At 40.7% G+C, this 12260-nt stretch carries 9 protein-coding genes and 1 rRNA gene; 6 read left to right on the top strand and 4 right to left on the bottom strand.

The window, feature by feature from the left end; all coding sequences use genetic code 11:
* Positions 1-10 precede the first annotated feature (10 nt).
* On the bottom strand, positions 11-1504 hold the full coding sequence (locus tag PAND9192_RS19645) for a carbon starvation CstA family protein (RefSeq protein WP_087855074.1): 1494 nt from the start codon (positions 1502-1504) through the stop codon (positions 11-13).
* 365 nt (positions 1505-1869) lie between these two features.
* Here PAND9192_RS19645 and PAND9192_RS19640 point away from each other — a divergent pair, with 365 nt between their 5' ends.
* Both PAND9192_RS19640 and tyrA read left to right on the top strand, forming a co-directional pair.
* Positions 1870-2940 (top strand): 3-deoxy-7-phosphoheptulonate synthase, encoded by a 1071-nt coding sequence (locus PAND9192_RS19640; protein ID WP_087855073.1) that lies wholly within the window; start codon positions 1870-1872, stop codon positions 2938-2940.
* Positions 2941-2987: 47 nt separating this feature from the next.
* Positions 2988-4115 (top strand): bifunctional chorismate mutase/prephenate dehydrogenase, encoded by a 1128-nt coding sequence (tyrA, locus tag PAND9192_RS19635; protein ID WP_087855085.1) that lies wholly within the window; start codon positions 2988-2990, stop codon positions 4113-4115.
* Between the two features lie 95 nt (positions 4116-4210).
* Here the strand turns inward: tyrA and pheA are convergent, their stop codons facing one another.
* The 3 genes from pheA to bamD all read right to left on the bottom strand — a co-directional run bounded on the left by pheA (position 4211) and on the right by bamD (position 7033).
* Positions 4211-5389 (bottom strand): prephenate dehydratase, encoded by a 1179-nt coding sequence (gene pheA, locus PAND9192_RS19630; RefSeq protein WP_087855072.1) that lies wholly within the window; start codon positions 5387-5389, stop codon positions 4211-4213.
* 158 nt (positions 5390-5547) lie between these two features.
* Positions 5548-5916, bottom strand: coding sequence for a ribosome hibernation-promoting factor, HPF/YfiA family (gene hpf / locus PAND9192_RS19625; RefSeq protein WP_087855071.1), 369 nt, complete (start codon positions 5914-5916; stop codon positions 5548-5550).
* A gap of 388 nt (positions 5917-6304) precedes the next feature.
* Positions 6305-7033, bottom strand: coding sequence for an outer membrane protein assembly factor BamD (gene bamD, locus PAND9192_RS19620; protein ID WP_087821253.1), 729 nt, complete (start codon positions 7031-7033; stop codon positions 6305-6307).
* Between the two features lie 172 nt (positions 7034-7205).
* Here bamD and rluD point away from each other — a divergent pair, with 172 nt between their 5' ends.
* From rluD to PAND9192_RS19600, 4 genes are all read left to right on the top strand, one after another.
* Entirely contained in the window at positions 7206-8180 is a 975-nt protein-coding gene (gene rluD, locus PAND9192_RS19615; RefSeq protein ID WP_087855070.1) for a 23S rRNA pseudouridine(1911/1915/1917) synthase RluD, read from the top strand.
* The gene (gene pgeF / locus PAND9192_RS19610; RefSeq protein ID WP_087855069.1) at positions 8180-8908 is read left to right on the top strand and encodes a peptidoglycan editing factor PgeF; all 729 of its coding nucleotides are present in this window, start codon (positions 8180-8182) and stop codon (positions 8906-8908) included. Before rluD ends, pgeF begins: the two co-directional genes overlap by 1 nt.
* 156 nt (positions 8909-9064) lie before the next feature.
* A complete protein-coding gene (gene clpB / locus PAND9192_RS19605; RefSeq protein WP_087855068.1) occupies positions 9065-11644 on the top strand; it encodes an ATP-dependent chaperone ClpB in 2580 nt (859 codons plus the stop codon).
* Positions 11645-12145: 501 nt separating this feature from the next.
* A 16S ribosomal RNA gene (locus PAND9192_RS19600) occupies positions 12146-12260 on the top strand; the annotation flags it as partial.

The raw sequence follows: 12260 nt of genomic DNA, 5'->3' as shown, positions 1-12260 counted from the left end.
ATTCTGAATATCAGCTTTTTGATGCGAATGGTGTGCTGGTTGGTTCAACTTCATCAGTATCAATATCAATCACGCCTTTACCTTGTGATTTTTTGATGATCATCACCGTGATAATGCTGGTTGCAATCATGGCGATAACTGTTGAAACCGTCATTGGTAAGCCAAAGCCCAATTGATCATTGTTAAGAATAAAACAAATACAAACTGTGGTCATAAACATAGCCGGAATGGTGGCTACCCAATGTAATTTATCAAGACGAAGTAGATAAGCTGATGCTGTCCATAACATCATTACGGCAGTGGTTTGGTTAGCAAAGCCAAAATAACGCCAAATAATGGCAAAATCGACTTGAGTTAAAATTGCGCCTAACACAAACAATGGCATAGCCATTAATAAGCGATTACGTAATGGCTTTTGATCCATATTGAAATATTCAGCCAAAATTAACCGGCTTGAACGGAAAGCAGTGTCGCCTGAAGTTATCGGTAGAATGACTACCCCAAGAAACGCAATAATGCCACCAAAGACGCCTAATAGTCCAAATGACGAACTATAAACTACATTACCTGGACCGCCATTGGCTACCGCTTCAGATAAAGCTTCAATAGAGCCAAAGAATGATAATGCTAGCGCACACCAGATAAGGGCGATGATACCTTCACCAATCATTGCACCATAAAAGATAAAACGACCATTTTGCTCATTCTCAATACAGCGTGCCATTAGCGGTGATTGAGTGGCGTGAAAGCCTGAAATTGCGCCACAAGCAATAGTAATAAACAGTGCTGGCCATAACGGTAAGTCATTAGGATTCATGTTAGTGAACATGTGACTGATTTCAAAACCGCCTAATAATTGGTGTTCATCTGAAATACCAATCGCGGTAATAAGGCCAACTGACATAAAAATCAGTAGCGCGCCAAAGAAAGGATAAAAACGGCCAATAATTTTATCTACAGGCACGATAGTCGCTAAAATATAGTAACCAAAAATAATCACGACCATGGTCGTCATTGAGACATTGAGGCTGGTCTGATCATTAATCAGATTAGTGATCATTCCTGCTGGTGCTGATACGAATACCACTCCAACAAGCAGTAACAGTACGATAGCAAAGATATTCATAAAATGTTTTGCACCGTTACCCAAGTAGCGTCCAGTAAGTGTCGGTACTGAAGCACCACCATTACGAACAGAGAGCATGCCCGAGAAGTAATCATGGACTGCACCTGCAAAAATACAACCTAACACAATCCATAACATCGCTGCAGGGCCGTATAATGCGCCCATAATCGGACCAAAGATCGGCCCAACGCCAGCAATATTTAATAGTTGTACCAAGTAGACTTTGTTGTTGGACATAGGGACATAATCAACACCATCTTGTTTGGTATAGGCCGGGGTTTGGCGGTTGGTCTTAATACCAAATACCTTTTCAATAAAGCTACCATAAATAAAATAGCCGCCAATTAGGGCTGCAACACAGAGTAAAAACCACGCCATATATATCCTCGCTATCTAAAGTGGTGACTTAATAAAATCGCATAACTGTAGTTGGCGGCTAGTGTAGTAGTTTCATTTTTTTGCTTCTTAAGATAATGTTATGAATGTGATATGCATTAACATTCATTAAGGATGCTTTACTAGAACTGTTAACATAGGCACATTTTTTATGTGGTATAGGTACTGAGGTATTTTGCTCTTCTAATGAGTTGCGATAAGTCAGTCATTATTGGTCTTAGTATTGTAATTGCAGTTGTTGTAAATAAATATTTACATATGGAATTTTATGTTTACAAGTTGTTGCAATGGTGGTGCTGCAATTGTTATGTTGGTTGAAGAATATCTATTACTTACAGGGATGACTCATGGAAAAAGATGGCTTAAATAATATTCATATTGCGGAAGAATCAGTACTTATTACCCCGGCTCAATTGAAAAACAAGATGGCAGTTTCTAACAAAGCACTAGCCTTTATTGAACAATCTCGCCAAACCATTGCCAATATTATTCATCAACGTGATCATCGCTTATTAGTTGTGTGTGGACCGTGTTCAATTCATGATGTTGAACAAGCCAAAGTCTATGCCGAAAAATTAAAGCAACTTGCAGCAGAACTAGATGATCAACTTTATATTGTGATGCGGGTTTATTTTGAAAAGCCACGTACTACAGTAGGTTGGAAAGGATTAATCAATGATCCTTATCTTGATGGTTCGTTTGAAGTTGAAGAAGGGTTACATATTGGACGTCAGCTATTAATTGACTTGGTCGAGGCGGGGATCCCGGTTGCAACTGAAGCGCTTGATCCGATTAGCCCGCAATATTTAGGTGACTTATTTAGTTGGGCTGCGATTGGGGCACGGACCACTGAATCACAAACGCACCGTGAAATGGCTAGTGGCTTATCGGTTCCTGTCGGCTTTAAAAATGGTACTGATGGTAGTTTAGCTACCGCAATTAATGCAATGCAAGCAGCTGCTTCTGGGCATAAATTCATGGGGATTAACCCAGATGGTCAAGTGGCTTTATTAGCAACTCAAGGTAACCCAGATGGCCATGTTATTTTACGTGGTGGTAAACAGACTAATTATGATTCTGTCTCTGTCGCTGAGTGTGAAAACGAAATGACAGCAGCAGGTCTTATGCCTTCGTTAATGATAGACTGCAGTCATGCTAACTCTTTGAAAGACTATCGTCGTCAGCCATTAGTGGCAACTGATGCCATTCATCAAATTCGTGAAGGTAATCGTTCTATTATTGGTTTAATGATTGAAAGTCACCTTAATGAGGGCAATCAAAGTGCCGATTTGCCGTTAAAAGATATGGCTTATGGAGTGTCGATTACTGATGCATGTATTAGCTGGGATACTACAGAACAGCTATTACGCAAAGCACATCAAGAGTTAGTGCCTTTTTTACAAAATAGAATTAAATAACTCTTTGCACTATAGTTGCAACGGGATAAATACGGATGTCAAAAGTCATGGTTGCTGAGTTAAGCCTATTAAGAGATCAAATAGACGAAGTTGATCGTCAAATGGTGGAGTTATTAGCTCGCCGTTTAGCATTAGTTGAACAAGTTGGGGTGGTTAAAAGCCAGCATGGATTACCTATTTATGCCCCTGATCGTGAAGCGGCAATGTTGGCATCTCGTCGTCAAGAAGCAGAATCAAAAGGGGTTCCTGCTGATCTTATTGAGGATGTGTTACGGCGAACCATGCGTGAGTCATATTCAAGTGAGAATGATTCAGGCTTTAAATGTCTTAACCCGCAATTGCGTCCGATTGTGATTGTTGGTGGTCATGGTCAATTAGGGCAATTATTTCAACGGATGTTTGAGTTATCTGGTTATCAGGTGCGTATTTTAGGCCGTGATGATTGGCATCGTGCTGATGAAATCTTACATGATGCTGGAATGGTGGTTGTTTCTGTCCCAATTCATATGACGGAAGCCATTATTGCTAAGTTAGGTCAACTACCTGAGGATTGTATCCTTACCGATCTAACGTCAGTTAAAAGTGGCCCTTTGCAAGCAATGCTAGAAGTGCACTCTGGGCCTGTTGTTGGTTTACATCCAATGTTTGGTCCTGATATTCCAAGTTTGGCTAAGCAAGTGGTTGTTTACTGTGATGGGCGTAATCCAGAAAGCTACCAATGGTTGCTGGAACAGATTCAGATTTGGGGCGCATCATTAAATCGTATTAGTGCGATTGAACATGATCAGGGAATGACATTAATTCAAGCATTGCGTCATTTTACGTCATTTGTTTATGGGGTTCATCTAGCAGAAGAAGATCCTAAAATAGACCAACTGATGTCGCTCAGCTCGCCTATTTACCGATTAGAATTAGCGATGGTCGGACGCTTGTTTGCTCAAGACGCGCAGTTATATGCAGATATTATTATGTCGGCACCTCAAAACTTAGCGATGATTAAACGTTTTCATCAACGTTTTGGGGAGGCAATTGAAATGTTAGAACATCAAGATAAAGCAGCGTTTAAACAGGCATTTAGTCAAGTTGAGCATTGGTTTGGTGATTATGCGCAACATTTTTTAGTCGAGAGCCAGGGACTACTTAGACAGGCGAACGATTCGACTCGACGTAAATAAAGATAATACTGTTAAGTACAATAGAAATTAATAAGCCCGCGAACAAGCAATGTTCGCGGGCTTTTTTGATCCAGTAAGACGGAGTTGAATTAGTCTTAATCGATGAAATCAACGTCGGTAGGCGTGACATTCTCACTTGGGTAGCAGCCTAATACTTTAATAAAGCGGGTTAAACGAGTGAGATCATCTAATACTTGCTGCATCAGTGGATCTTTTAAATTAATTTCAACATCAACATAAAACATCTCTTCCCATGGGTTACCGATTACTGGGCGAGATTCAAGTTTGGTCATATTAATTTTAGCGTTGCGTAGTACCAGTAAACATTCAACCAATGAACCTGCTGCTTGTGCGGTTGACATAATCAGGGTCGTTTTAGCTGGAATAAGTGAAGTCACGCTTACGGGTTTGCGAGCAACTACAATAAAACGGGTAAAATTTTGTTGTTGATTTGCGATATTGGTTTTTATCGGAGTTAAGCCATAGATCTCGCCACTTGATGCATTACCAATGGCAGCGACATTGGGTTGTTTAAGCTCTGCGACGGTGAGCATTGCATCAGCTGTACTTGAACAATATTGTTGATTAATTTTTCCCATGCCGTGTAAGAACTCACTGCATTGTTGGTGGGGTTGTGGATGGGAGTAAAGAGTATCAATCTGCTCAAGTTGAGTATCAACTGCAGTTAATAAGCAGTGTTCTATCGGTTGAGTAATCTCACCTACAATCGATAAACTGGTGTGTTGCAGCAAGTCATAGACTTCATTGATAGAGCCAGAGCTGGTGTTTTCTATCGGTAATACACCGTAATCAGCATGGCCAGTCTCGACTTCATTGATAATATCTCGAAAAGAACTACAACTTATTTCAACTAACTGCGTTTGCTTACGACTGAAATAATTACGACTAGCAAGGTGAGAGTATGATCCCTTGGCACCAAGAAATGATACCCGTGCTGTTGGCAAGGCATTTTCGGGATTTACCAAGCGTTGCAAATAGGCTTGTTGATATAAAACCGAGTCTTCAATGATGGTATGAAAAATTTGAGTGACGTATTGCGGGTCGAGCTGATGCTCTTTACCTGTATCAATAAGACGTAATAATAATGCTTGTTCACGGACCTGATCGCGCACCGGTTTAGCGGTACTTATTTTACTTTTAGCAACCTCAAGGCTTAATGTGCGGCGTTCAGCTAAAAGAGCCAGGAGTGTATTGTCAATACGAGTGACATTGCGGCGAATATCATCCAATGAATCATGTGTGTTAACGGTCATAGCGATCCCTATTATGATCGGCTCTCTTGAGCATGAAAGCGGCATATTATTGTGTTGGCATTGCAATCCACATTAGGCAGGGGAGATTTTATTGTCAAGTACAAAGCAAACAGCCCTGCATTAGCAGGGCTGTTCTAAATCCTCTTAATCGTTAACGATTATGCTTCATCAAACTCTACTTCATCATCATATTCAGTGGTGTCTTCAGCTTGTGCTGGTTTCTCACTATGACTAGCACGGCGTGAATTTGGTTTGTGAGCTTGTTTCTTCAGTTGGCGATCAAGCTTTTGGTAAAGGTCAGTGATCGCACCAAACAAATCTTCATGTTCTGCTGAGGCAACAAGTTGGCCGCCGGCAATGCTAACAGAAGCTTCAATTTTAAATAGCTTGCTTGGTTCTTTACTAATCATAATATGCTTTTTGATTAGCGGCACTTGAAGTTTTTCTAACTTATTGAATTTAAATTCAAAACGCTCACGGATAGCCGGGGTGATATCGATGTTCTTACCAGTGATTTCTAATGTCATATTTATCTTCCTCGTTTGCTACCCTTCGTTGGGTTAAGTTCAGATTACTAAAACTACCAACTTATAATGTGATCTGTATCACACAATTATCGTTAGTCATTTTTGAGCAAAAAAAATGTGATCGAAGTGGGTTTGTTGCAAAAAAGTTTCTAAAAAATGCTTGAGATTTACTGATAAGTTAGGGCAGTATGGATAATGTTGATTGCTGGTAGCTAGTGCTAACTAGGGATTTAATTCGTTTTATTTCAAGTGGTTGAGCATTTTTTGTGCGTGAGCAATTTGTTGTTATTACGTTGTTACTTACTATAGTGAGTAAATATTGTTAACAGAATTTAAAAAAATGGCAGCTCATTAAGCTGCCATTTTTTATTGGTGTGTTTTTAGAGTGTTATTTGACAGGATTAAGTTTAATCATCGCTTCAGTGCGTGAAACTTCTTTATCCAATTTCAATTTCTGATAAGCCGTTTTTTCAAGTAATAACGATTTACGCGCAGCACTAGTGTCTGGGTATAGACGTTGTACTTGTTGGCAACGGTTGATTGCTGCAATCCATGCTTCACGGCGTACATAAAAATCAGCAACAGCAAGATCATACTCAGCTAATTGGTTTTTCAAAAATACCATACGAGCTTTTGCATCTGCGTCATACTGACTATCAGGGAAGCGTTCCAGTAAGTATTTAAAATCGCTAAATGCTTGGCGTGAAGGGGTAGGATCACGATCAAAACGATCAACATTGAACATGTCATGCATAAAGCTACGATCTTGTGCCATATGCGTTAAGCCACGCATATAAATAACCCAATCCGCTTGTGGATGGGTTGGATTTAAGCGTAAAAAGCGTGCAATTGTTGCTTGTGCTAACGCTAAATCATCATTTTTGTAGTAGGCATAGATCAAATCGAGTTGTACTTGATCTGAGTAAGCGCCAAATGGATAACGAGAGTCCATTGCTTCTAAGCGCTCGATGGCATTATTCCAATTACCACTCTGCAATGCTTGCTGGGCAGTAGAATATAAGTCTGATGGCGGAACATCAGGAATGACTTTCTCAGTACTGGAACAGCCTGAAAGCAAGGCTACAGCAAGTAAAGTCGGTATTGTCAGGCGTTTCATTACGGCGTCAGTTTCCTTGATAAAAATTTTATTTTGCTCGATCCATTACGGACTGAGCCGTTAACAGATACAATGACATTATATTAGTTTACATCAAGCATCGTTTTATTAAGCTTGGTACATTTTACGCAGCGTATGACAATTAGTCTCACGCTTTTTAAAAAAGTTCGTTATGGCACAGCAAATAGAATTAACAAATACAGTTAGCGAAAGCCAACTAGGCAAGCGCCTTGATCAGGTTATTGCTGAATTATATCCCGATTACTCCCGCTCTCGTATCAAAGAGTGGATCCTTAAAGACATGGTTTCAGTTAATGGTAAAATTGACAATAAACCTCGTTCAAAAATGATGGGTGGCGAAGAACTTTTCATTCAAGCTGAAATTGAAGATGAAGTTCGCTGGATTGCACAAGATCTGCCACTTGATATCGTTTATGAAGATGATGATATTTTAGTCATTAACAAGCCACGTGATTTTGTTGTTCACCCAGGTGCGGGTACGCCAGATGGTACTGTGCTAAATGCACTATTGCATCATTATCCAGCATTGGCAGAAGTGCCACGTGCAGGTATCGTGCACCGTCTAGATAAAGATACGACAGGCTTAATGGTAGTCGCTAAAACTATTCAAGCACAAACACGTTTAGTGCGCGCACTACAAAAACGTAAAATTACCCGTGAATATGAAGCGCTTGCAATAGGTCAAATGACGGGTGGCGGTACGATTGAAAAACCTATTGGTCGTCATGCAACCAAGCGTATTTGTATGGCTGTACATGAATTAGGTAAAGATGCGATCACCCATTACCGTGTCGCAGAACGTTTCCGTGAACATACACGAATTGTATTGCGCCTAGAAACTGGTCGTACTCACCAAATCCGTGTGCATATGTCTTACATGAGCCATCCGTTGATTGGTGATGTGATTTACGGTGGTCGTCCTCGTCCACCACGTAACGCATCTGAGCAATTTATTCATGCATTACGTTCATTTGATCGTCAAGCATTGCACGCACGTATGTTACGCCTATCACACCCAATTACCGGTGAGTTAATGGAATGGCATGCGCCGTTACCTAACGATATGGTAGCGATGATTGATATTCTACGTAAAGACAACGTTGAAAATAACGAAGATATGTATTAATGCAGACTATTATTCCTAACTGGCCAGCTCCAGATAATGTATTAACGGTCAGTACGACTCGCTTTGGCGGTGTCAGTTCAGCACCCTATGATGCACTTAATTTGGGGTTGCATGTTGGGGATGATGTCAGTTCAGTGCTGACAAATCGCCAGTTGTTGAAACATCACTGTTGGCTAACGGCAGAGCCTGCATGGCTAAATCAAATTCACAGTCCGATTGTGATTGATTTAACTGCGCCGTTAACTGAGGTTGTTGATGCCGATGGCAGCTTTACCCGTGTGCCTGGCTTAGCCTGTGCCATCATGACGGCTGACTGTTTGCCAGTTCTCTTGTGTAATAAGCAAGGTACTGAAGTGGCAGCTGTTCATGCTGGGTGGCGGGGACTTGCTGCAGGAGTCATTGATAACGCGATTGCTAAGTTTTCCTGTCCTACTGCTGATATTATGGCGTGGATGGGACCAGCAATTGGTCCAACGGCATTTGAAGTTGGCACTGAAGTGCGTGAGCAGTTTATTGATGTTAATGCTAAAGCGGCGGAAGCATTTGTCGCTCATGGTGATAAGTGGTTAGCTAATCTATATCTATTAGCGCGGCAACGATTACAGCAACATGGTATCGACGCGATTTATGGTGGCGAATACTGCACCTTTAATGATAATGAATTATTTTATTCTTATCGTCGTCAAGCCGTCACTGGACGCCAAGCTTCATTGATTTGGTTGCGTTAATTTTACAGTGAATACGATAAATAATGAGCGGGTATATTGGTTAACAATATACCCGCTTTTTTTGCAGCATTATTTTACGATTTAAGAGCCTTGAAAAACGCCCACGAATTACCATATAACTAGTAACAGGTTATTAAATTTATTATTGGGGGACCTATGCGTCTTGACCGATTTACCAGTAAGTTCCAAGCCGCTATTTCTGATGCACAGTCATTAGCACTAGGACGTGATCATCAATATATTGAACCTGCTCATCTAATGGTGGCGTTATTAAACCAAGAAGGCAGTACAGTACGTCCCTTACTAACCCTTTTGAATGTAGATTCTACTCAGTTGCGTTCACGCTTGGGTGAGATATTAGAGCGTATTCCAAAAGTGACCGGTATTGGTGGTGAGGTTCAGCTATCAAATAGCATGGGCTCGTTACTGAATATGTGCGACAAGTTGGCACAAAAACGCAACGATAAATTCATTTCCTCTGAATTATTTATTCTCGCGGCTGTTGATAACGATAAAGGCCCGTTAGGTGATTTGTTACGTGAACTTGGTTTAAAAGCCGATCAGATCGGTAAAGCGATAGATCAAATTCGCGGTGGTCAGAAAGTTGATGACCAAAACGCTGAAGAAAATCGTCAAGCATTAAGTAAGTACACCATTGATTTAACCGAGCGTGCAGAGCAAGGTCGATTAGATCCTGTGATTGGTCGTGATGATGAAATTCGCCGTACCATTCAAGTATTGCAGCGCCGTACTAAAAACAACCCAGTGATCATTGGTGAACCCGGTGTCGGTAAAACAGCGATTGTTGAAGGTTTAGCACAGCGTATTGTTAATGGCGAAGTTCCAGAAGGTTTACGTGATAAACGCGTACTTTCATTAGATATGGGATCATTAATCGCCGGTGCTAAATTCCGCGGTGAATTTGAAGAACGTTTAAAAGCAGTATTAAACGAACTGTCTCAAGAAGATGGTCGCGTGATTCTGTTTATTGATGAAATCCATACTATGGTCGGCGCAGGTAAAGGCGAAGGCTCTATGGATGCTGGTAACATGCTAAAACCGGCACTTGCTCGTGGCGAACTGCATTGTGTCGGTGCGACAACCTTAAATGAATATCGTGAATATTTAGAAAAAGATGCCGCATTAGAACGTCGTTTCCAAAAAGTGCTGGTGGATGAGCCAAGTGTTGAAGATACCATTGCTATTTTACGTGGCTTAAAAGAGCGTTATGAGCTTCACCATCATGTAGAGATCACCGATCCTGCGATTGTAGCTGCTGCGACATTATCACATCGTTATATTTCAGATCGCCAACTGCCCGATAAAGCGATTGATTTGATCGATGAAGCCGCTTCAAGTATTCGTATGCAGATTGACTCTAAACCAGAGTCAATGGATCGTTTAGAGCGTCGTATTATTCAATTAAAGATTGAACAGCAAGCATTAGAAAAAGAAAGTGATGATGCTAGTCAAAAACGTCTAAGTAACTTACTTGAAGAGTTAGATATTAAAGAGCGTGAGTATTCTGAACTTGAAGAGGTTTGGAATGCAGAAAAGGCTTCATTGTCAGGTACGCAGCATATTAAAACCGAGCTTGAGCAAGCGCGTACAGATGTTGAAATCGCGCGTCGTGCGGGTGATTTAAATCGCATGTCAGAATTACAGTATGGTCGTATTCCTGAACTTGAAAAGCAACTTGATTTAGCTGCTCAAGCTGAAATGCAAGATATGACTTTACTTAAAAATAAAGTAACTGATGTCGAAATCGCGGATGTGCTTTCTAAAGCGACAGGTATTCCGGTTGCGAAAATGCTTGAAGGTGAGCGTGATAAATTATTGCGCATGGAAGACGAATTACATAACCGTGTTATTGGTCAAGAAGAAGCAGTTGAAGCGGTAGCCAACGCGATTCGTCGTAGCCGTGCTGGTTTATCGGATCCACAACGTCCAATCGGTTCGTTCCTATTCTTAGGTCCAACTGGTGTTGGTAAAACAGAATTATGTAAGTCACTAGCGAATTTTATGTTTGATAGTGAAGATGCGATGGTACGTATCGATATGTCTGAGTTTATGGAAAAACACTCAGTGGCACGTTTAGTAGGTGCGCCTCCTGGTTATGTTGGTTATGAAGAGGGTGGTTACTTAACTGAAGCGGTTCGTCGTCGTCCATATTCAGTTATTTTACTTGATGAAGTAGAAAAAGCGCATCCTGATGTATTTAATATCCTATTACAGGTATTAGATGATGGACGTTTAACTGATGGTCAAGGTCGTACGGTTGATTTCCGTAATACGGTTATTATCATGACCTCGAATTTAGGTTCAGATCGTATTCAGGAACACTTCGGTAGTTTAGATTACGAAGGCATTAAAGCATTAGTGATGGAAGTTGTGGGTCAACATTTCCGTCCTGAGTTTATTAACCGTGTTGATGAAACTGTTGTGTTCCACCCATTGGGTAAAGAGAACATTAAGCATATTGCTTCTATTCAGATCGCACGCTTGGAAAAACGTTTAGCGGAAAAAGATTTCCAGCTCGATGTACAAGAGAGCGCGTTAGAATTAATTTCTGATGCTGGTTTCGATCCTGTGTTTGGTGCGCGTCCATTAAAACGTGCAATTCAGCAGTACATTGAGAATCCGTTAGCACAAGATTTGTTATCCGGTAAATTTATACCAGGTAAACCGATTCGCCTATCTGTAGTCGATGATAAGATTGTTGCTAAACAAGATTAATGATAAATAGCGTTCTAAAATAACCAATCAAGACTAATAAACGCCTTAGCTATAATAAGCTAAGGCGTTTTTTTACGGCTGAAATTTGGCTTAACTCATCACTATTAATATTGAAAGCTGTTTTATTTATCACAAAATGAGGTTATGGGTTAATGATTGAGCGAACGAAAAAAAATGATAAAAATAAGGTTGTCAGCAGATAAAATCTCCCTATAATGCGACCTCACTGACACGGACAACGGCGCAAGCGGTTACCGAAAGTCAGAATGTTCTTTAACAATTTGACCATGCAATCTGTGTGGGCACTCGTTGAATAGTTAAGTCGAAAGATTTATCAATGAGCTGAGTGACCAATACAAATAACTACGGTTATTTGGCACAGTCAATTCATTACCATTCTGTTCCTCTTTGTAGAAACAGAAGCGGTAATAGCTTTAAAATTACTAAGGTAGTTTTGAAGTCAGTATTCATTGAGCCGTTTCGAAAGAAACAACAAAACTTTAATTGAAGAGTTTGATCATGGCTCAGATTGAACGCTGGCGGCAGGCCTAACACATGCAAGTCGAGCGGTAACAGATTGATAGCTTGCTATCAATGCTGACGAGCGGCGGACGGG

It is taken from the genome of Photobacterium andalusiense (assembly GCF_900185625.1).
Classification (GTDB): Bacteria; Pseudomonadota; Gammaproteobacteria; order Enterobacterales; family Vibrionaceae; genus Photobacterium; species Photobacterium aquimaris.
Note: the sequence above shows the minus strand (reverse complement) of the source record. Positions and strands in the feature narration are given on the sequence as shown.

Excerpts from the sequence above, each read along its gene's own strand:
- hpf (WP_087855071.1), bottom strand. The coding sequence starts at position 5,916 with ATGACATTAGAAATCACTGGTAAGAACATCGATATCACCCCGGCTATC.
- bamD (WP_087821253.1), bottom strand. The coding sequence starts at position 7,033 with ATGAAACGCCTGACAATACCGACTTTACTTGCTGTAGCCTTGCTTTCA.
- pheA (WP_087855072.1), bottom strand. The coding sequence starts at position 5,389 with ATGACCGTTAACACACATGATTCATTGGATGATATTCGCCGCAATGTC.
- tyrA (WP_087855085.1), top strand. The coding sequence starts at position 2,988 with ATGGTTGCTGAGTTAAGCCTATTAAGAGATCAAATAGACGAAGTTGAT.
- pgeF (WP_087855069.1), top strand. The coding sequence starts at position 8,180 with ATGCAGACTATTATTCCTAACTGGCCAGCTCCAGATAATGTATTAACG.
- clpB (WP_087855068.1), top strand. The coding sequence starts at position 9,065 with ATGCGTCTTGACCGATTTACCAGTAAGTTCCAAGCCGCTATTTCTGAT.
- PAND9192_RS19640 (WP_087855073.1), top strand. The coding sequence starts at position 1,870 with ATGGAAAAAGATGGCTTAAATAATATTCATATTGCGGAAGAATCAGTA.
- PAND9192_RS19645 (WP_087855074.1), bottom strand. The coding sequence starts at position 1,504 with ATGGCGTGGTTTTTACTCTGTGTTGCAGCCCTAATTGGCGGCTATTTT.
- rluD (WP_087855070.1), top strand. The coding sequence starts at position 7,206 with ATGGCACAGCAAATAGAATTAACAAATACAGTTAGCGAAAGCCAACTA.